Annotated in this window: 23 protein-coding genes; 5 read left to right on the top strand and 18 right to left on the bottom strand. The window is 40.1% G+C overall.

Annotated features, from left to right (window positions below; genetic code table 11):
* Positions 1 to 133: 133 nt before the first annotated feature.
* The 3 genes from cysP to AC4E8C_RS10595 all read right to left on the bottom strand — a co-directional run bounded on the left by cysP (position 134) and on the right by AC4E8C_RS10595 (position 2,129).
* Positions 134 to 1,201, bottom strand: a complete 1,068-nt coding sequence (cysP, locus tag AC4E8C_RS10605; RefSeq protein WP_490212070.1) for a sulfate permease — start codon at positions 1,199 to 1,201, stop codon at positions 134 to 136.
* Between the two features lie 14 nt (positions 1,202 to 1,215).
* Positions 1,216 to 1,932, bottom strand: a complete 717-nt coding sequence (locus tag AC4E8C_RS10600; RefSeq protein ID WP_490212069.1) for a phosphoadenylyl-sulfate reductase — start codon at positions 1,930 to 1,932, stop codon at positions 1,216 to 1,218.
* Positions 1,933 to 2,009: 77 nt separating this feature from the next.
* Positions 2,010 to 2,129, bottom strand: a complete 120-nt coding sequence (locus AC4E8C_RS10595) for a YezD family protein (RefSeq protein WP_490212524.1) — start codon at positions 2,127 to 2,129, stop codon at positions 2,010 to 2,012.
* Positions 2,130 to 2,440: 311 nt separating this feature from the next.
* Between AC4E8C_RS10595 and AC4E8C_RS10590 the strand changes: the two genes are divergently transcribed.
* Both AC4E8C_RS10590 and AC4E8C_RS10585 read left to right on the top strand, forming a co-directional pair.
* Positions 2,441 to 2,722, top strand: a complete 282-nt coding sequence (locus AC4E8C_RS10590; RefSeq protein ID WP_490212068.1) for a hypothetical protein — start codon at positions 2,441 to 2,443, stop codon at positions 2,720 to 2,722.
* A gap of 135 nt (positions 2,723 to 2,857) precedes the next feature.
* Positions 2,858 to 3,967 carry an AbrB family transcriptional regulator gene (locus AC4E8C_RS10585; RefSeq protein WP_490212067.1) on the top strand — a complete coding sequence of 370 codons (1,110 nt, stop codon included), beginning with the start codon at positions 2,858 to 2,860 and terminating at the stop codon, positions 3,965 to 3,967.
* Positions 3,968 to 4,024: 57 nt separating this feature from the next.
* On the opposite strand, the gene AC4E8C_RS10580 is transcribed toward AC4E8C_RS10585, so the two are convergent.
* The 3 genes from AC4E8C_RS10580 to AC4E8C_RS10570 all read right to left on the bottom strand — a co-directional run bounded on the left by AC4E8C_RS10580 (position 4,025) and on the right by AC4E8C_RS10570 (position 5,984).
* On the bottom strand, positions 4,025 to 4,504 hold the full coding sequence (locus tag AC4E8C_RS10580; RefSeq protein WP_490212066.1) for a YjdJ family protein: 480 nt from the start codon (positions 4,502 to 4,504) through the stop codon (positions 4,025 to 4,027).
* 169 nt (positions 4,505 to 4,673) lie between these two features.
* Positions 4,674 to 5,255 carry an ATP-dependent Clp endopeptidase proteolytic subunit ClpP gene (gene clpP / locus AC4E8C_RS10575; protein ID WP_490212065.1) on the bottom strand — a complete coding sequence of 194 codons (582 nt, stop codon included), beginning with the start codon at positions 5,253 to 5,255 and terminating at the stop codon, positions 4,674 to 4,676.
* 30 nt (positions 5,256 to 5,285) lie between these two features.
* A complete protein-coding gene (locus tag AC4E8C_RS10570; protein ID WP_490212064.1) occupies positions 5,286 to 5,984 on the bottom strand; it encodes a sigma-70 family RNA polymerase sigma factor in 699 nt (232 codons plus the stop codon).
* Positions 5,985 to 6,236: 252 nt separating this feature from the next.
* Here AC4E8C_RS10570 and AC4E8C_RS10565 point away from each other — a divergent pair, with 252 nt between their 5' ends.
* Positions 6,237 to 6,434, top strand: coding sequence for a hypothetical protein (locus tag AC4E8C_RS10565; RefSeq protein WP_490212063.1), 198 nt, complete (start codon positions 6,237 to 6,239; stop codon positions 6,432 to 6,434).
* A gap of 93 nt (positions 6,435 to 6,527) precedes the next feature.
* Here AC4E8C_RS10565 and AC4E8C_RS10560 read toward each other — a convergent pair whose 3' ends face one another.
* From AC4E8C_RS10560 to AC4E8C_RS10545, 4 genes are all read right to left on the bottom strand, one after another.
* Positions 6,528 to 6,899: a hypothetical protein gene (locus AC4E8C_RS10560; protein ID WP_490212062.1), complete on the bottom strand. Its 372-nt coding sequence runs from the start codon at positions 6,897 to 6,899 to the stop codon at positions 6,528 to 6,530.
* Between the two features lie 253 nt (positions 6,900 to 7,152).
* On the bottom strand, positions 7,153 to 8,517 hold the full coding sequence (locus AC4E8C_RS10555; protein WP_490212061.1) for an MATE family efflux transporter: 1,365 nt from the start codon (positions 8,515 to 8,517) through the stop codon (positions 7,153 to 7,155).
* A gap of 127 nt (positions 8,518 to 8,644) precedes the next feature.
* On the bottom strand, positions 8,645 to 9,451 hold the full coding sequence (locus AC4E8C_RS10550; protein WP_490212060.1) for a hypothetical protein: 807 nt from the start codon (positions 9,449 to 9,451) through the stop codon (positions 8,645 to 8,647).
* Between the two features lie 270 nt (positions 9,452 to 9,721).
* Entirely contained in the window at positions 9,722 to 9,922 is a 201-nt protein-coding gene (locus AC4E8C_RS10545) for a cold-shock protein (RefSeq protein WP_024027764.1), read from the bottom strand.
* A 356-nt stretch (positions 9,923 to 10,278) separates the two neighbouring features.
* Between AC4E8C_RS10545 and AC4E8C_RS10540 the strand changes: the two genes are divergently transcribed.
* Together AC4E8C_RS10540 and AC4E8C_RS10535 are read left to right on the top strand one after the other, a co-directional pair.
* Positions 10,279 to 11,523, top strand: coding sequence for an MFS transporter (locus tag AC4E8C_RS10540; protein ID WP_490212059.1), 1,245 nt, complete (start codon positions 10,279 to 10,281; stop codon positions 11,521 to 11,523).
* A 181-nt stretch (positions 11,524 to 11,704) separates the two neighbouring features.
* Positions 11,705 to 12,442: a protein-glutamine gamma-glutamyltransferase gene (locus tag AC4E8C_RS10535; RefSeq protein WP_490212058.1), complete on the top strand. Its 738-nt coding sequence runs from the start codon at positions 11,705 to 11,707 to the stop codon at positions 12,440 to 12,442.
* A 77-nt stretch (positions 12,443 to 12,519) separates the two neighbouring features.
* Here the strand turns inward: AC4E8C_RS10535 and AC4E8C_RS10530 are convergent, their stop codons facing one another.
* From AC4E8C_RS10530 to thiM, 8 genes are read right to left on the bottom strand one after another with little or no spacing between them, the layout of a single operon-like run.
* On the bottom strand, positions 12,520 to 13,524 hold the full coding sequence (locus tag AC4E8C_RS10530) for an ABC transporter substrate-binding protein (protein WP_490212057.1): 1,005 nt from the start codon (positions 13,522 to 13,524) through the stop codon (positions 12,520 to 12,522).
* Positions 13,525 to 13,541: 17 nt separating this feature from the next.
* Positions 13,542 to 14,312 carry an ABC transporter permease gene (locus tag AC4E8C_RS10525; protein ID WP_490212056.1) on the bottom strand — a complete coding sequence of 257 codons (771 nt, stop codon included), beginning with the start codon at positions 14,310 to 14,312 and terminating at the stop codon, positions 13,542 to 13,544.
* Complete coding sequence (locus AC4E8C_RS10520; protein ID WP_490212055.1) at positions 14,302 to 15,039, bottom strand: ABC transporter ATP-binding protein; 738 nt, start codon at positions 15,037 to 15,039, stop codon at positions 14,302 to 14,304. Before AC4E8C_RS10520 ends, AC4E8C_RS10525 begins: the two co-directional genes overlap by 11 nt.
* Before the next feature lie 7 nt (positions 15,040 to 15,046).
* Complete coding sequence (tenA, locus tag AC4E8C_RS10515; RefSeq protein ID WP_490212054.1) at positions 15,047 to 15,718, bottom strand: thiaminase II; 672 nt, start codon at positions 15,716 to 15,718, stop codon at positions 15,047 to 15,049.
* 51 nt (positions 15,719 to 15,769) lie between these two features.
* Positions 15,770 to 16,279, bottom strand: a complete 510-nt coding sequence (gene thiW / locus AC4E8C_RS10510; RefSeq protein ID WP_490212053.1) for an energy coupling factor transporter S component ThiW — start codon at positions 16,277 to 16,279, stop codon at positions 15,770 to 15,772.
* A 4-nt stretch (positions 16,280 to 16,283) separates the two neighbouring features.
* Positions 16,284 to 16,934, bottom strand: a complete 651-nt coding sequence (gene thiE / locus AC4E8C_RS10505; protein ID WP_490212052.1) for a thiamine phosphate synthase — start codon at positions 16,932 to 16,934, stop codon at positions 16,284 to 16,286.
* Positions 16,931 to 17,749, bottom strand: coding sequence for a bifunctional hydroxymethylpyrimidine kinase/phosphomethylpyrimidine kinase (gene thiD / locus AC4E8C_RS10500; protein ID WP_490212051.1), 819 nt, complete (start codon positions 17,747 to 17,749; stop codon positions 16,931 to 16,933). The genes thiE and thiD overlap by 4 nt, the downstream gene beginning before the upstream one ends.
* Positions 17,742 to 18,560: a hydroxyethylthiazole kinase gene (thiM, locus tag AC4E8C_RS10495; protein ID WP_490212050.1), complete on the bottom strand. Its 819-nt coding sequence runs from the start codon at positions 18,558 to 18,560 to the stop codon at positions 17,742 to 17,744. Before thiM ends, thiD begins: the two co-directional genes overlap by 8 nt.
* Positions 18,561 to 18,614 lie beyond the last annotated feature (54 nt).

Below are 18,614 nucleotides of genomic sequence, written 5' to 3'. Positions count from 1 at the left end.
CCAATCAAGTCCTTTCTTATTAAAAAAATGAATTATATATTAGATGTTTACTAGCATGTTTATTTATCTGATTGATTGCCTTTTGCTTCCTGCAGCTGTCCTATTAACTGGCTGAATTTAACAATCTACCTTATTAATCTTTCACAATTTCTTGTTTTACGGTTATCGTTGGCTTCTTCCCCTTCATTAATGACATGACACCAAAGACGGAAATTAGCACTCCGATCATGGCAATGATTGGATAGAAATTATGCTCAATGATCACTTGAATGAGGGTATACGATAAAACCATTGATAACACTGGTGAAACAATCCAAACAGTAAGTAATTGAACGACAATCCCTTTTTTTAAGACGGACTTGCCATGCTGGGCAAAACCCATGCCGATAATAGAAGACGTAGTAATTTGTGTGAGTGGGACTGGAATCCCGAACATGGATGCAATGGTTACAATCGTGGCACCTGTTCCTGAGATTACGCAGCCCTCCTCCAATCTCAAAGTAGTGATCTTTTTTCCATTCGTTTCAAGAACGCGATGACCAAGTAACAAAGCACCGCCTGCTACGCATAATCCGCCCCAGAAAATCCCATTTCCAGTAGAGAGGATTTGTGCGCCAACCAGTGGTCCAACTGCATTCGCGACATTGTTCATCCCGGCTGAGAAGGCCTCAAACAATCCCATGAAAACGACCAATACAGATAATACAGGAACTGCTTTTGGACCCTGCATCCATTTTTTTAGGGTGTTATTTTTCAGTAAGTACGAAACAAGAATAGCGATAATAAAAGCAGCAAAGGGTGTTAGCAGCCAAAATAACATAATCCAGACCAATTTGCCCACGAACACAGATTGGTAAACAATCCCGGCCCCCACGACTGAACCTACTGCCACTTCACTGGTTGAAAGTGGAATACCAAAGATATTAGCCAAAAATAAGGAAAGCGCTGCAGATGTTAAAACAATTAATGCAACTGGGACTGTAAAGGTACTGCTCGGCACAATTCCGCTTCCTAATGTTTTGACCACTTCTCCACCGCCAAGCCATGCACCAAAGAATACAGCAATTGCACATAACAGTAAGGCCAGTTGTTTTTTAACAACACCTGCACCGTAGGCTATCCCCATTGAAGCGGCGGCCCCGCTGGCTCCTATATTTATTGCAAAGAATAAACCTATCGCTATCGCTATAATTGTAAGCAAAGTAGTAACCTCCTCTAACGGGTGTGTAAGCCACACTCCGTCTTACCACTTCCAACCCAACGGCCTGCCCGTGAGTCCCCATCCTCTCCCACAGGTTGTGTACATGGAAAACAGCCAATACTTGGATAGTTGTGGTCATGCAGGGTGTTGTATGGAAGATCTTTTCTCTTGATATAGTCCCATACTTCATCCCATGTCCAATGGATGAGCGGGCAGATTTTGATATTCTGAAATTTATCATCCTTATTTAGGAATTCCGTGTTTGCCCTAGTTGGGGACTGTTCCCGGCGAAGCCCTGAGATCCATGCTTGTTTTGCAGTCAACGTCTCCCTTAGTGGTATGACCTTGCGAATATTACAACACTGGTTCGGATCTCGTTTCCATAATGCGGAGCCATACTCCGCGGCTTGCTCATCGAGACTTAGCTTTGGCAGTTTCCGCTCTATTTTTAACGTTGGGAAACGGGCCTCGATTTTATCAATGACCTCGTATGTTTCCGGGAAATGTAAACCCGTATCTAAAAAAACAATATGGGCATCTGGCTTTACTTGGGCAATCAAATCAATTAAAACAATCGCTTCTGCACCGAAACTAGAAGAATAAACAATTTGCTCGTCTGAATAAGCTTGATACGCCCATTTTAGAACGGAACGTGCTCCTTTGGTTTCATCCTCAATTGAGAATGTATTCGATATTTGCTGCCAATTTTGATAAGTTACTGCTGCCGTCATCGTGTTATGCCCCCTTTTTTCCATTAAAAAAGGCAGTCTTCCACTTAAAAAGTGAAGACCGCCTCTAGTTTTTCTAGTCAGCGATTTTTATTTGGTTGAAGACGAACCTTTTCATTTTTCTCAATTTGGACAATCTTACCGTCCTGAACTACTAATGTAATAGAACCATATTTTAATGACTCCATCATTTTTTCAATATGGGCAAGAAGCTCTTCCTTCTCAACAGTATTCAGATTGATTCGCCTCCCTTCAAAAAGCCAATCCCATCCAAGTAGAGTATAGAATCCTAATATTCGATGAAATTAATCCTACCATACCTATGGGTTTTATGTAAATAAAAAAATATAAAATTTAAAAAATTCTTCCATGCACTTTTTTTCTAGTGCATTTATATTGATTTTCATGAGGCAAAGGAAGGAATTTTTAAGAAAATTACTTAATAAAATTTGAAAAATATCGATGCCAATTTTAATAATTAGCATTTAATGTAATGTGAAGGAGGATGTTGATGATGACAGAAATAAATTTCCATCAAATTGCCCATGAATTACTTAAAAAGGAAGTCGAAATTGTTACTATACAAGGCAGCTTTACCGGACGCCTTCTCGAGGTAGGCAAAGATGTTCTTGTTATAGAAAGCAGAGGGAGAATGCGGGCACGGCTTTTAGCCATAAGGATTGAAACGATTGTCGCAATCTTTCGTGTAGAACAAATGCAAAGAGGACCATTTGGTTTTGGCCCAGGTGAAGTGGAAAATGAACATGAACAGGATGAAAGCAGCAACGAATAGGTAAATAGGAACAAAAGAAAAAGAGTAAGCAGCTCTTTAGCTAGCTTTCTCTTTTTCTTTTAGGAGGTTACCATGGTAAAATAATGGAGTAAATTTTTTTGATCCTTTTTAAAAAATTATATGGAAGTGTTTTTATTGATTCCCTCAACAAAGAAAGTTGACAATAAAGTATTGCGTTTTTTCATAACCTTATTAACAGCCTTTATTGGCGGACTTGTTTTTTCAGCCTTACATACACCGATTCCCTGGCTTTTAGGTCCTATGGCAGCTGTATTAATTGGAGCTAGAAATAGAAAAATAAAGTTTTACTGGCCTGTTTCCATTCGGGATGCAGGATTAATTGTAGTCGGTTATTCTACAGGGTTAGCTTTTACGAAAGAGGCGCTGCTGCAAATTATCGCTAAGCTGCCATCCATGCTGCTTATGACTGTTTTATTGGTGCTTTTTTGCGCTGGCATTGCCGTTGTTGTCTCCAAATTAACCGGTGTGGATTATCCAACCGTATTGACCGGCAGTATTCCTGGCGGGCTTTCACAAATGATTATTTTTGCCGAAGAAATGAAGGGCATCGATATCACTACGGTGACCTTTCTACAAGTGGCCCGATTATTGATGATCATATTCTTGGTACCGTTTCTTCTTTTTGGTCCGCTGTTTAACCATACACCGGTGCAAACGGCATCGGACTTGGTGGGAAAATCCATTCCATCTTCTGGACCTCTCTTACCAACGGTTGTGCTATTTGTCGTGATTTGTGTCGTCAGCGCTTTTCTTGCTAAAAAACTTAAATTTCCGACTCCCTATTTATTAGGTCCTATTTTAGGAACAGCAATTGCTGGTATTGCTGGACTTCAAGGCCCTGCACTTCCCCCTTCCGTTTTGGATATTTCCCAATTCATGATTGGCGGGTACATTGGTTTATTATTAAATCCGGAAAAATTGGAGCATAAAACGAAAATTATTTCCCTAGCACTTCTAAGTGGCTTACTCATGATCATTGGGTCTGTCGGTTTGGGATTATTGTTAATTCATTTTTACCACATCACGCCATCGACCAGTTTACTTAGTTTGGCACCAGGTGGAATGGACCAAATGGCTATTCTGGCTCATGTCGTTCATGCGGATTTATCAATGGTCACAGGGTACCAATTATTCCGGCTCTTTTTTATTTATTTTGCTGTCCCGCCGCTGCTAAGGCTATTTTTTAAAGTGGGGAATCGCAAGATGAGAAAGAGACCTGTTTAAGAAAATTTGTAAATGGAATCTAACGTAACAATAAAAGGCTACCTGTATAGACAGCCCTTATTTAATAATCTTTAACCTTATCCAGTTTAAAAATTTATCATATACCAGAGCAATTCCTACACACAATACCCCACACATAAGGAAAACGTCGAATATGATCTGCCCCCCTGTTGTCGGGGTATTAGAAATAAAATAACTACATATCAATAGCACAGTACCCAAAACAGCTAGATAGGAGGAAAACAACCTTTTTTGACTTTTTAAAAGATAGTACCCTATTAGAATGAGGATATATAAACTGCTCGTCACCATTAGAATTGGAAAAATCGGTTGAAATTTAGCCGCATATACGAAGTAATCCAATTGGTAAATGTCACTTGCTTTACTGACTTTCCCGTTAAATAACTGTGTAAAAGGTGTAGAATAGCTCCATTCCCAAGGATTATCTAAAATGGCACTGCCCTCGTACCATGCCGTCAAAGTAGAAAATAACAGCACTGGTGCCGCTATGCCAAACTGAATAATAAAACGAAACATACGATTACCTCCATCAATCGTCTAAACCAAAGTTTATGGCCTTCATTGTACTTTAGACGATTCCCTTTCATAAAAGGTTTCATCATTCCCAGTTGTTTGTATATGAATACCAAAAAGCAATGCGGCTTCATTCCCCCGCATTGCTTTTTCGTTTCTAATTCTTTCAATTCTATTTAGGATGAAGAATCTCGTCTATTATCCCATACTCTTTTGCTTCCTCGGCGCTCATGAAATAATCTCGATCAGTATCCTTCGCAACCTTTTCAACCGGCTGCCCTGTCCGCTCGGAGATAATTTGATTAAGATGATCTTTTAGTTTTAAAATACGTCGTGCTGATATTTCAATTTCGGTTGCCTGCCCTCTGGCGCCACCCAAGGGCTGATGAATCATAATTTCACTGTTGGGCAAGGCGTAGCGTTTTCCTTTTGTTCCCGCTAAGAGTAACATCGCCCCGAACGAGGCAGCCATTCCGGTGCAAATGGTCCGGATATCAGGTTTAATGTATTGCATGGTGTCATAGATTGCAAACCCAGCTGAAGTGGATCCACCTGGACTATTTATATAAAGAGAAATTTCCTTTTCAGGGTCGTCAGCTGCTAAAAATAATAATTGAGCCACAACACTATTGGCGATTTGATCATTTATTTCATCCCCAATGATAATAATTCGATCCTTTAATAAACGTGAATAGATATCGTAGGAACGTTCACCATGGTTAGATTGTTCAATTACATATGGAATGGTACTCATTTCATCATCCTCCTTGAAGCAAATAATTGGCTATGCCGCCATACAGAGAGTGCTTAAAGGAGATGTAAGATGGTTTTTATTGGTGTTGTTGGCGCTTGACCTAGGCATCTTACCTTTGCTTTCAGGAACAGGGATGGATTGAATCAGGACAGCTGGATCTTGATCCTTCAATGCTTGATAAAAACTATCTGCAAGCTGCTGCCTCTCTTCCTTATTCCAGAAGGGTTCCATAGCAGCGGATTGACTTTCATCTTTTTCCAATCGTTTTTTCGCTCGGTGCAGGCTTGCTTTCACAGCCATTTCTGACGTGTTTAAGATGTCCGCAATCTCTTTAATCTGATATTGAAACGCCTCTTTCAGCATAAAAATAACGGCTTGTTTAGGAGTGAAGTTACAAAGCAGCAAGTCAACTGCATTTCTTATTTCATCAAGTTGCTGGGTAATAGGATGACTGGAAAGGTCTACATCAGTTTCAAGCGACTCTTTTTTCCGCTTACGTACCTGATCAATCCAATGATGGTAGGCGATTCTTTTTAACAAGGCGGAACTTAACTGATGCTCTTGATACCTTAATGCTTTCATATAGGTCTCTTGGGCGATATCGTCACCGTCCCAAGCGTTTTGAGCTAAAAATCGGCAGTACCGCTGCAGCATTGGGTAATAGTCAACCCAGCATTCTGGTTCTTGCTGCATCCCTTCTCCGTTGTTCATATCCATATTTTGTGACATGTTTTCACTCCTTTTTGCACTCTCTATTCCTTTAACGTTTCAAGCTGGATAAAAAGATACGGGGTCACAAAACTTTTTTCTTCTAACTATTGTGTATTTTTTATCTAAGTTATTATATTTTCATAACCTAAATATTGTCAATTTAAGTCTTTACTTACAAACTGAGTTTTTTGGCGAAAAATAATCATGGACTATTTTTATAAGCCTGTTATAATCCTTATAGTAAACTATATTATTTTAAAGGTGGGCATTATGGGGAGCACTCGTCGATATGTTGTCAACGCGCTTGGTAAAGGTGGGGAAACATATTATACTCTTTGTAAAGATAAGCAAGAATTACGGAACTGGATTCATAATCATCGTGAAAAGCTTATTATGGATGAACTCATTATTACGGATAAAAACCAAAGCTTATTGAGCAAATTGTTCGGTCTAAAAAAATTATATTAAACATTGAGACGCCATTCCAGCTGGAATGGCGTCATTATTTTATTAAATTACTATTTTTTTAAATTCTTAACTTAAAATTGGACCAGCAGTTGATCAATCCTCCTCTAATTCTCTTATTTTCTTACGTAACTCAATCATTACAGCACGCGGATTTTCCATTTCAAAAATAATATATTTATAGCGTCCAAAACTTTCTACTTCCAAGTGAAGAAGTGGGACTGCGTGCTCGTAAGAAAGAAAATACCACTCATGGCCAAATTTGAAGCTGCCTTCATATATATGGAGTGGTGCAATTGAGGTGCCGGGCATTTGGAGCATCCACAGCGGTGGTTCGAATTCATCTATATAAACACTTTTTATAGCTGAATAAGGGATCTTCAGCTGCCATTTTAGTGCAAATACACTTAATACCCCTGTCAACTTAAGGACGAACGAATCATTGTCAAAGTGTACTTTTCTACCCATAAAGGTCACCTCAGCAAATTTTAATCCTACTTCACAGTATATTTTAGCATTGGAAAATAAAGTAAACATATTTCAATTTTCACAAAAAACGCACATTTTTATCTAAGAAAAAAGCAATAAAGGACGGGTGCCACCTAAGTGGCCCGTCCTTATTATTTTTACAAATTCTATAAAACGGTGCCTGACACCATTTATCCCTTTCCCACAATACTTACCATCATAATCGGCATAATGGTGCCTGACACCAACAGTGTTAATTAGCGGCTGCCGCCATGACAAATCTTTTTTTCTGGATGTAGATGAGTCTAATGGAAAGGGCAATTCCCGCTGCGAGCAAGCCTATTGTTAAGCCGATCCAATATCCTCTTGCACCAAGTCCTGTATAATGAGCAAGGAGATAACCGCTTGGGAGACAAATTAACCAGTATGCGATCAGTGTCATAACAAAGGCGATATTTACATCCTTATAGCCTCTTAAAGCCGACTGTGCGGTTGCCTGGATCGCATCCGATATTTGGAAGAATAACGCAAAGATTAAAAAGTTGGCTGTTAAGTTGATAACCGCAGTTTCATTAGAATACAAACCAGCGACCTGATAACGAAAGGCCACGACTAATAATCCTGTCCCAAGTGCAATTAACATGGCAAGAACGATCCCTAACCAGCTATATTGCTTAGCATCTTGATAGCGCCGAGCCCCCACTTCATAGCCAACGAGAACGGTCAGTGCCGTAGAAATACTAATCGGTATCATATAGAGAAATGAAACAATATTTAATGCAGATTGATAAGCAGCAATTGTGGTGACACTAAACTTACTTAATAGAATCGTAACAACTGCAAACACGGTCGTCTCGAAGAATACAGAAAGCCCCATTGGCACCCCTATTTTTAATATTTCTTTACATTGCTCCCAGGAAAACTCTTTTAAATTTGAAAACACACGGAATTTAGAAAATGATTCTTGGGTTTTAACGATAAAAATGGTCATCCCTAGAAATACCCAATCTGTGATGGCGGTCGCATATCCAGCTCCTGCACCGCCAAGCTCTGGAAATCCAAGTTTTCCAAAGATCAGGACATAATTTAAAAATAAATTAATCGGCAATGATAACAGCATGATCACCATCACGACGCGTGTTTTCCCTAAGGCGTAAATAAAGGACCTAAGTACATTGAAAAGAAACAGAGGAAGCATTCCAATACTAAGCCCAATTAAATAATGATAGGCCGTATCACGAACACTTGGAGATAACTTCATCCACTCTAAAATAGGATTTAACAAAAGGAAACCGAAAATGGCAACAATGATTGTAATCAAAACCGAAAGATACATCCCATGTTTAACAACATCTGTTACCTCTTCGTTTTTCTTCTGTCCAAACCGCTGGGCCGCAATCGGAGATACAGCCAGAAAAATTCCACTAATACCATTGAAGACTGGACCCCATATCGACGAACCGATTGCTACTCCCGCTAAATCAGAACTACTGTATCTTCCTGACATCACCGTATTAAAAAATATCATCGAAAACATGCCTAGCTGAGTAATTAAAATTGGTACTAACATGACAAGAATTTGTTTTGCTTTTTCCTTCATCGTAAACGTTTGATTCATACTAGTGTACTCCTATAGTAAATAAAATATCGAAATTTCATTATACCCTATCTTTTCTTAATTTTCTTCAAAATACTTTCAGTAAAGTTTACTCTTATGCAAAAAAATAGGAACTCCAATAGAGGTCCTATTTTTTAACGATTTTAGATGGATTATTTATTTTATACCTTACAGCTTCGTCAACAAGGAATTCATCGGGTGCATCTTTTCCTTTTCCCATTTTCTTCGCGGCTACTTTGCCATCAAATTCAAGTAAATCTCCAGGCGCCAATTCGAATTTTTTCAGTGTCTTACTATGACTGCACCAGGCAAGTCCGAGTTCGAGTGGGTTTTCCTGAACAATTTGGACATTTTCAAGTACGACCACTTCATCATTTTCTTCATTAAAAGGATTATAGACTAAGGCAAATTGTTTAACTGCTGCCGTGAAATGTACTTTTTCAGCAGGCAATTCGAGCTTTGGTGCTTTTTCTTTCTTAGCTTTCGGCTCTTTCGCTGATTTAGCAGCCTTTTCTCTTTTAGGCGCCTTTTCAGGAATGGGTCTTTCTGTCTCAGTTGGACCTTCAACTGCTGTCTCACCTTTTGTTTCATCATTCTCCATGTTGATCAAGCTTTCTTTTCCAAAGCTTGACTGCTGCATTTCCTTTAAATAAGCGGGATGAATACACGTCAAATTTCCATCTTGGAATTCTATGATAAGGGTATTATGATCTCCTAAACTGCCGTAGGCTTCATATCCTTTAATCGTTACCAAACGTTGATAATTTTTCTCTTTGTACCAAAATTCCCTTTTTGCTTCTTTTGCTGATGACAGCCCCCATTCCTTCAGCTTTTCCTTATAATGGTCATCATCCCGAAAGGCTTCATAGTCCCCCTGAGGTGGAATATAGTGCGTTAACTCAGATCGTTCTACCTGCATTCTCTGAATCGACATGGCTACACTTCCCTTCAATATGTATATTTATTTGATTATAACATTTAAGGTACAAAATAATAATCTTTTGCTAGTTAGCGTGTTGAGTGTGAAAGGTAGGTATACTTCCCAAAAAAGTTTGTGATGTCAGTCACATTCTATGCTATACTTATTTTTACCATTTACTTTATTGCTTCAGGTTCCCCGCTCCTATTTTGAGCGGGATCTTTTTATATTTTTTTGCAAAAAAAAAGACCCTGCTAGAGAGTCTTTTTTCATTTATGTGGTTAATTATGCTTTACGAACGTTAGAAGCTTGTGGGCCACGTTGACCTTGTTCTACGTCAAAAGTTACTGCTTGACCTTCGTCTAAAGATTTGAAACCTTCGCCTTGGATAGCAGAGAAGTGTACGAATACGTCGTCTCCAGCTTCGCGTTCGATGAATCCAAAACCTTTTTCTGCGTTAAACCATTTTACTTTACCTTGTTCCATGTGTGTTTCCTCCTGCTGTGTGCTTTGTGCACACAATGTGTTACTATCCTTGCTCAAATCTTCCAGACAAAAAGCGCAGTACACTTTCACGTTCTTTCCGACTCACAAAAATAATTCTCCTTTACTATAACAGAAAGAAAGTTATAAAGCAAACCGATAAAAAAAGAAAATGGTACAAGTTGTTAAATTGAAACCATTGTCGTGTAGAAGAACAATCAATAATAGGACTTTTTCCTCAGAATTGTTGTTCTTTTATCAATTATCGTAAAATACATTCTATTTAAAATTTATCTATCGATTCATAATTTTTGATTGTATAATTACTAAAGAATTTATTAAGGAAACGGTGAAGACACATGCGCACATATAACGAAAAAGTCAGTATCTATCATGGGATGGTGTCGACCATTGCCTTGAACCTTGCAAGTAACTTTTTTCCGATTTTCGCCATCTCCATTCTTGGGGCAACCAATTATCAAGTGGGCTTGATTAGTTCTCTCCCTCCATTGGTTGCACTCATCATGACGATTCCAGCTGCAATTATTTTAAATCGACTCGAGCAGCAGAAAAAAGTGGTTGCGATGTCTATTTTATGGGCAAGGCTGCTGTTCCTCCTTCTGGCAGGTGTGGTTTTTATTCATTCTGCCTATCAGGCATGGACTTTTTTAATTATTATCGCTTTAATGAATGTTCCCGGTACGATTTCCACCATCGGCTGGCAGACTCTCATTAGTGGCATGATAAATGAGGAACGGCGTGGAGCGTTTTTCAGTGATCGAAACCGGCTGTTAACGATCGTAGGAATGTTCACTACTCTAATTATTGGTGTTGTCATGAAAAAACAAACCGACAATGCAGCTGCCTATCAACTCTTGTTTGTGATCGCCTTTCTATTTGGTTTGTTAGAAATGTTTTTTTTATTAAAGCATAAGGAATCAGTCCAAGCGAAGACAAACAATGACGAAAAGAAGTCCACCATGGATTGGTCCATTTTTAAAAATCGAGGATACAAATGGTTTTTGATTGCTGCCCTTTGTTTTAATCTTACTTGGCAAATGGCATGGGGGTTGTTTAATATTTATAATGTGAAATATGCCCATGCCACGATTTTATGGATTAGTATCTTTTCAGTGGCCAATCAATTGGTGCAAATTTTCTCCTTTCCTTTATGGAAGAAATGGGCTGAACAAAAATCAACCATTCTTATGCTTGTCTGGGTAGCTGTCGGAATGGCAACAGCCCCTGTTTTAAATGCTTTGTCTACTAATCTCGTTTATTTAACCATTGTTTCCATGTCCTCCGGCTTTTTTGTTTCCGGTACCACGCTTCTCTTGTTTAATCTTTTGTTGGAACAGTCACCTAAGGAAACGAGAACATACTGCATCACTACCTATAATGTTTTGTTATCGCTTGTTGCTTTTATCGCTCCACAAATCGGTATTTGGCTGTTAGAAGTATCTGGTATGAAGGCAGCTATGGAAATAAGCTCCATCCTAAGATTGATCAGCGCTTTTGTCTTCATGCTCATGTACGTTAAATATATGAAAAATAATAAAACATCCAAGTTCCTCCTACGTAAAAAAGCGTCCCCTCTTTCTTGATAGAAGGGATGCTTTTTTGCTTATTGGTGTCAGGCACCATTCACGGACACTGTCCGTATGGAGAGGACAGTATTGTCTTTAATATTCTATCCAACAAGAATTTTTCTAGAAATGATAAATTATAAACTTAAGAGTTTCATATGTTTAGATTGAAATGATATTTGTAACCAGGAGGAAAAACATGATTAAAATTAATCAGCAAATTGTCCCACCTGAGGAGCTTTTAAATGGCAATTTCACACAGGAAGAGAAATCAATCATTCAAAAAATGGCTGCTTATTCGGTAACATATGAATACTTAACGTTAAATCAACTAAAATTTGAACTCTTATTCCGCTCAAATACCATGAAAGCAGCAAGAGAACTTGATAAAAGTGGTGTCAAATTTACCACTTTCACGTACGCGTTTTGCAATAGACAGTATTGGGATCGTTTAGCAAATGGCGGTTTCCTATTAAAGCCAAATGCACGTCCATCGATTGCCTTACTGGATGTTCTTAAAAATGGGAAGCTCTATGCGTTTGATTGCTCGACTGGCATCGCGATCGTTCTTTATCTAGCTGCTCTTTATTCGATAGGAAGCCAGCGGTTTGATCTTCTTTTTGCCAGACTTTACTTAATGGATTGGCAATTTGATGAGGATCTTCCCATCCATCAACTGTATGGGGATGATTATTTGCCTGGCGATATCCTCCACTTCAACAACCCTGATTTTGACCCAAAACAATCACACTGGCGGGCCGAAAATGTCATCTTTTTTGGTGACGACAAATACTACGGACATGGTGTAGGAATCCGTAGCGCTAATACCATCATCGACTTCCTAAACAAAAAAAGAAAACCAGACCCAAAGATTTCAGCCTACCTCATGCGAATGATCACAAGACCTGTTTACCACCCACTATTTCTACAGTCGTAAAATGAAAATAGGTGTCAGGCACCGCTCGTGGACATTGTCCACGAACGGTGCCTGACACCCTTACCCATATCGCTGACTTATAAATTAACGAATGCTTCGTCTGGTTTTATGTTTTGTTTAATGACTTTGTTTTCCTTAAGCCATTGGGATACTTGTTTCCATGTTTCTGGATTTTGGTAGCCGAATGGCTGTTTGTTTGCATCCATTAATGGCATCAGAATTTCTAAACTTTTCGTCTCAATTTCTTTATCTAATGGCGACGATTGGTCCGCTTGCTTTAATAACAGGGACAGCCCCTCCTCCGGGTGTTCTTGGACAAATTTTTGTCCTTCTCTAATCGCTGTCATAAACTTTTTAAACACATCTGGTTTCATCTTTAAACCCTTTTCGCTCGCTACCAAAACTAATTCATAATAATCCGGAACACCATAATCGGCGGGATTTAGGATGTTCACTGGATGACCCTCTTTCTCCAGCAATAATTTTTCGTGGTTAATATAGCCGCCAATCAGTGCGTCTGTTTTTTTAGTTGCTATTGCCGGAATTAAGTCCCAGCCTACATCAACCATTTTAAACTTCTCAGCATTTCCTCCATCAGAACGGATCATGGTTTTCACAATGGCTTCGTCTAGTGGAATGGAAGGATAACCAACGGTTTTACCTTCCAAATCCTTTGGGGATTGCACCGTGCTTTCCTCTGGTATCATTAATTGATTGAGCGGATGACGAACAATAGCACCAAACGATTGTACGGGAATCTTTTCACTCCGTGCGACAAGTACCTGTGGTTGATAACTGAGCGCCATATCTACTTGGTCGGCAGCCACAAGTTTAAGCGGATCATTGGTATCAGCAGGCATTTGGATATCAACATCTAAGCCTTGCTCCTTAAAGTAGCCTTTTTCCTCCGCTGCATAAAGAAAGGAATGGACTGCATTAGGGTACCAATCTAGCATTAAGCTGACTTTTTCGAGTTTATCCTTGCTTGTCGATATGGAACCGGATGCCTTATCAGCATTTTTCCCACATGCACTTAATAGAAGTACCAAAAGACCAAGCAAGATGAAAGCACTTTTCTTCACTATTCATTCCCCTTCTCTTAGTTGCTAAATTTATTTTTGATAAATTGTTTTTCTATTAAACTGATGAATAAAAACAGGACCATTCCCAATAAGGATAATAGGAAGATAGATGCAAACACCGCATCTGCTTTTAGGTTTCCTGACATCCGCCTGCTAAAGTAGCCGAGACCTTCACTAGCCCCGAGCCATTCTCCTATGGTTGCTCCGACAACACAATAAACAACAGACATTTTCAAACCGGACATAAGAAAGGGTAAAGCCAGCGGTATCTGGACTTTTTTAAAAATTGTCCAGCGATTTGCACCCATTGTTAACAATAATTCCCTATACTCATTGCCCCCTGATTTCAACCCATCATATGTACTGATAACGATTGGAAAAAATGCCGTTAAAATCGTTACAGCAATCTTGCTCCAAATGGAATAGCCGAACCACATGATAAAAATTGGCGAAATAGCGATCAATGGGATCGTTTGTGAGATGACGAGGAACGGATAAAGGATCTTCTCCAACGAAGGCGAAAAGTGCATTCCGACTCCAAGTAGTCCCCCAGCAAATACCGAAATGGCAAAACCAATTAAGACTTCTTTAAGGGTTGCCGGCAAATGCTCTTCTAACAAAAGATCCCGGTTTTCTCCTAATGCTCTCCAAATGGCTGAAGGAGAAGGTAATATAAAGGAAGGAATTATGCCTTGCCGTACTACCCATTCCCACATGCTAACGAGGAAGAGGACCACAATCAAAAACAAACCATAATCCCCTGCCCAAATTTTTAGTCTAGTTCTCATTTTGAATCAGCTGCTCCAATTCTTTTCTCAAGGTAATAAACTCTGATTGATAGATTAGTTCTGAATTTCTTGGTCTTGGTAAATCAATGCTTACTTCTTGAATAGTACCGTCATTCATCAAGAGATAAATCCGGTCACTTAACAAAATCGCTTCCTCCAGGTCATGGGTAATAAACAAGACTGTTTTTTGTAAGTTCCCCCACAGTCCTAGTAACCAGATGTGCATGTTGCGTTTAGTCAGAGAATCAAGCGCGCCAAATGGCTCATCTAACAATAATAGGTCTTTGCCTGTCATTAAAGTTCTTAAAAATGCAACCCGCTGCCGCATTCCTCCCGATAATTCAGCCGGGTAGGCTTTTCCATAATCAGCCAAACCAAAGCGGGACAGCCACTCCCGAATTTCAGGTAATTTTTTTTGTTTTTCTGCCTTCGTAATCTCTAAAGGCAGTAAGACATTGTCTAAAACCGACCGCCATGGTAAAAGCAGGTCCTTCTGGGGCATATAACCTATACTGCCTAACCGTTTGCCTGACTCATGACCATTCATTCGGATCTCCCCTTGATCCGGCTCGAGTAAACCGGTGATCAATCTAAACAATGTACTTTTTCCTGACCCGCTTGCCCCAATGATTGAAACAAATTCGCCGGCATTTACATCTAGTGATATCTGTTTAAAAATTTGTTTTTCCCCGCTAAATGCATACGATAATTCAGTGATCGATAACATGGGTGACTTAAACAGGCCACTCGCCCCCCTGGTAAACCATATCCCAAAACATATATTCAAAGCGGGAAGCCGTCAGGAAATGTTCTTCTAATCTGATTAACTCTCGTTCTGGCTTTCCATCTGCTAATTGATCTAGCAAATCAATAAGCCACATCGTCAAGGAGGCGAATTCATTTGAGGAGTACATTTTCACCCAATCCCCGTACATTACGTGAACAATAGCACCTTGATATTCATCTGCTAGCATTTTGCTAATCTCCCAATAGCTCCACATACACGGCAGCAATGCCGAGACTAATTCCTCAAGTGCTCCGTTTTGAGCTACATTCAGCATATAACGTGTGTATGCCAAGTTAATGGGCGTTGGTTGTGTTTCTTCCAGTTCTTCATTAGTAATACCAAACCGTTTTGCATACTGACGGTGCAAATCCATTTCTCCATGTAAAGTCTCATTTAAGAGCTTTGCAAAAGCCGCCATTGTTTCTAAATCCTTTGCTTTAACCGCTCCAAATGCAAAAAGCTTGGAATAGTCGAGTAAAAACACATAATCCTGCTTCATGTAGCGGATAAACGACTCTACAGGAAGTTCGCCAGTTCCTAACCCGGTCACAAATGGATGCTGATGGGTTTTCACCCATATTTCCTTTACTCTTTCAGAAAGGCGTTGTGAAAATTTCATTTATGTACCTCCAATTCCGGAATAATTCCTATTCTCATGGCAATTCTTTTTTTATAGTTGAGTAGAGTTATTTTCTCTGATCATGATTACTTTTTTCCTTAAGAAAACACTTAAAATGACAAAACCAAGCAGTGCCCCCGCAAAGGAGCTGAATATGAATAAAGGGATAAACCCAAATAAGGTTGCCTTTTGGCCAAGAATAAGCGTGGCAATTGGATAGGACAGCAATGCACCCAGGATCCCCGTTCCGATTACTTCCCCGATAAACGCCAAATAGATTTTTCGTGTTTTTAAAAATAATAGGGAAGCCAGCAATGCCCCGACCATACTGCCAGGAAAGGCAAAAATAGAACCAGTTCCCATTAAATTTCTTATCAAAGACACGCAAAATGCCTGTGCTACCGCATAATATGGTCCTAATATGACTGCCGACAACACGTTTAAGAAATGCTGCATCGGAAAGACCTTGGTAAACCCGATGGGAATAGCTACGAGATTACTAGAAATCGTTCCAATCGCAATCATCATCGCCGTCAGCGTTAGTTTATGTGTCTTTTTCATATCATCACTCTTCCCCTGCATTGATATTTTTCCATAATGCTCGAGCCGCTTCCCGTGGCGATTCCGCATGGCTTATTGCCGAAATAACTGACACCCCATCTGCTCCGGCCTTTACCACGGATTGAGCATTCTCAATCGTGATACCACCGATTCCAACAATAGGGATGATAAATCCGTCCTGTCGTAATGACTCAATGAGAGTCGTCCCCCGTGATGGTTTGGCGTCTGCTTTGGTGGTTGTTGGAAAAATAGGACCAATCCCGAAATAGTCTGCTCCTGCGCTTAATGCGGTAAATGCCTCCCCCATTGAATGGACCGATACCCCTAGAATTTTTTCCTCTCCAATTCTTTCCCTTACCGTGGTTACTGGCTCATCTTCCTGTCCGATATGAACACCATCTGCCCCAACTTCTAGCGCCAATTCAATATCGTCATTCACTATGAAGGGAATATGGTACTCCTTGCACAGACTCTGAAGTTCTTTGGCCAGTGCATATTTTTCAATTCCCGTTAAAGCCCCTTCGCCTTTTTCACGAAATTGAAAAAATGTAATTCCTTCAGCAATGGCTTCTCTTAAGACATAAACAGGGTCTTTCAGACAATTTGTGCTCCCCATAATAAAATAAACCCGTAGTGCTTCTCGTAAATTGGTCATGAACCCGCAAACTCCTTTGTGTTTTTTCTTTTTTGATAGGCCCAGTGGTTGGTTGGGCCATATCCCTGTCCGATTCCTAAGTCATCTGCTATAGCCGCATGGATAAAATCTTTCGCTGTCCGAACAGCTTCATATACATCTTTCCCTTTAGCCAGTTCTGCCGTAATCGCTGCAGAGAAAGTGCAGCCGGTTCCATGTGTGTTCTGGGTATGGATTCTCTTGCGCGGAAAAGTATAGAACACCGTTCCATCGAATAATAAATCAACTGATTCAGCATCGTTCTCGTCATGTCCGCCCTTAATGACAACATTGGCAACTCCTAATTCATGTAATCTTTTAGCAGCATCCTGTTTTTCCTCAACGGTATGAATCGTCCTTCCCGTCAACACTTCCGCTTCGGGAATGTTGGGCGTAATTACTGCAGCCAAGGGCAGTAATTGGGTTTTCATAGTCGAAATCGCTTCATTTAACAGTAATGAGGCCCCGCCCTTGGCGATCATAACAGGGTCCACCACGATATTTTTCATGTTAAAAATCTTAAGTTGCTTTGAAACAGCTTCAATTATTTCTGCGTTAAACAGCATTCCTGTTTTCACTGCATCTACCCCGATGTCCTCAGTGACGACTTGAATCTGTTTGACCACTGCCGCTTGGGCCATTGGATAGACACCGTGCACCCCCAACGTATTTTGAGCCGTAACCGCTGTGATGGCGGACATGCCAAAAACGTCTAATTCTTGAAACGTCTTTAAGTCGGCTTGAATTCCAGCACCGCCGCCGCTATCAGAACCTGCTATCGTTAACGCTTTATTCATGAAAGTCCCCCCTTTTAACAGATGCCATCATCTTTAAATCTTTCTCAGAAACAAGCGATAATTGATTTAAAAATTCAATTTGGAAGGAGCCGGGTCCGTATTGAGCCGTTTTGATAGCTGCCTTCTCCGCTGCGATCCCATAATAGGATAAAGCAGCTGTTGAGGCCTGAAGCAAATCCTTTTCCACACTGGCAAATGCTCCAATCACAGAGGTTAATAAGCAGCCGGTTCCTGTTACCTTTGTCAAAATCGGATGGCCATTGCTCACCACATAGGTCGTTTTTCCATCAGTCACCACATCCTCCTTACCCGTGATGACAACCAGACATTTCAATTGTTGAGCTGATTTTATCGCAAGCTCAGTGATATTTCCTTGCGACTTACCTGCATCAACCCCTTTAATTTCCCAGCTTTCCCCAATGACATTGGCAATTTCAGCCGCATTTCCTCTAATAATGGACACTTTCACTTCACCCATAATGGTTCGTGCGGTTGCCGTTCGATAAGGAGTTGCCCCTGCTCCAACTGGGTCAAAAATGACTGGAACACCGTTTTCATTGGCCGCCTTTCCAGCCAGTATCATGGCCTCCACAGTCTGCGCATTTAACGTCCCTATATTTAACACTACGGAACTAGCAATCTTTGCCATATCGGCTGCCTCTTCGATGGCATTGGCCATGACGGGCGATGCACCAAGTGCAAGCAGACCATTCGCCGTAAAATTGGTAACAACGACATTTGTTATGTTATGTACAAGCGGCCTACCCTTTCTCACTTTTTCCAATGTTTCTGACAAACTGTTTAGTTCCAATCCAATCTCTCCTTTTATTTGAAATAAAAAACCAGATCCAAAATTTGGACCTGG

The sequence above is a fragment of the Neobacillus sp. SRL179 genome, from assembly GCF_984799095.1.
This window is presented reverse-complemented; position numbering and strand designations above follow the sequence as displayed.

What these genes read in the sequence shown, in the direction of transcription:
- AC4E8C_RS10570 (WP_490212064.1), bottom strand. Translation starts at nt 5,984, where the DNA reads ATGTCACAAAATATGGATATGAACAACGGAGAAGGGATGCAGCAAGAA.
- AC4E8C_RS10555 (WP_490212061.1), bottom strand. Translation starts at nt 8,517, where the DNA reads ATGAATCAAACGTTTACGATGAAGGAAAAAGCAAAACAAATTCTTGTC.
- thiW (WP_490212053.1), bottom strand. Translation starts at nt 16,279, where the DNA reads ATGAAAAAGACACATAAACTAACGCTGACGGCGATGATGATTGCGATT.
- AC4E8C_RS10545 (WP_024027764.1), bottom strand. Translation starts at nt 9,922, where the DNA reads ATGGAACAAGGTAAAGTAAAATGGTTTAACGCAGAAAAAGGTTTTGGA.
- AC4E8C_RS10580 (WP_490212066.1), bottom strand. Translation starts at nt 4,504, where the DNA reads ATGTTTCGTTTTATTATTCAGTTTGGCATAGCGGCACCAGTGCTGTTA.
- AC4E8C_RS10520 (WP_490212055.1), bottom strand. Translation starts at nt 15,039, where the DNA reads ATGTTATCGATCACTGAATTATCGTATGCATTTAGCGGGGAAAAACAA.
- AC4E8C_RS10525 (WP_490212056.1), bottom strand. Translation starts at nt 14,312, where the DNA reads ATGAGAACTAGACTAAAAATTTGGGCAGGGGATTATGGTTTGTTTTTG.
- AC4E8C_RS10560 (WP_490212062.1), bottom strand. Translation starts at nt 6,899, where the DNA reads ATGGGTAGAAAAGTACACTTTGACAATGATTCGTTCGTCCTTAAGTTG.
- AC4E8C_RS10590 (WP_490212068.1), top strand. Translation starts at nt 2,441, where the DNA reads ATGATGACAGAAATAAATTTCCATCAAATTGCCCATGAATTACTTAAA.
- AC4E8C_RS10535 (WP_490212058.1), top strand. Translation starts at nt 11,705, where the DNA reads ATGATTAAAATTAATCAGCAAATTGTCCCACCTGAGGAGCTTTTAAAT.
- AC4E8C_RS10540 (WP_490212059.1), top strand. Translation starts at nt 10,279, where the DNA reads ATGCGCACATATAACGAAAAAGTCAGTATCTATCATGGGATGGTGTCG.
- AC4E8C_RS10565 (WP_490212063.1), top strand. Translation starts at nt 6,237, where the DNA reads ATGGGGAGCACTCGTCGATATGTTGTCAACGCGCTTGGTAAAGGTGGG.
- AC4E8C_RS10550 (WP_490212060.1), bottom strand. Translation starts at nt 9,451, where the DNA reads ATGTCGATTCAGAGAATGCAGGTAGAACGATCTGAGTTAACGCACTAT.
- thiE (WP_490212052.1), bottom strand. Translation starts at nt 16,934, where the DNA reads ATGACCAATTTACGAGAAGCACTACGGGTTTATTTTATTATGGGGAGC.
- thiD (WP_490212051.1), bottom strand. Translation starts at nt 17,749, where the DNA reads ATGAATAAAGCGTTAACGATAGCAGGTTCTGATAGCGGCGGCGGTGCT.
- AC4E8C_RS10600 (WP_490212069.1), bottom strand. Translation starts at nt 1,932, where the DNA reads ATGACGGCAGCAGTAACTTATCAAAATTGGCAGCAAATATCGAATACA.
- tenA (WP_490212054.1), bottom strand. Translation starts at nt 15,718, where the DNA reads ATGAAATTTTCACAACGCCTTTCTGAAAGAGTAAAGGAAATATGGGTG.
- clpP (WP_490212065.1), bottom strand. Translation starts at nt 5,255, where the DNA reads ATGAGTACCATTCCATATGTAATTGAACAATCTAACCATGGTGAACGT.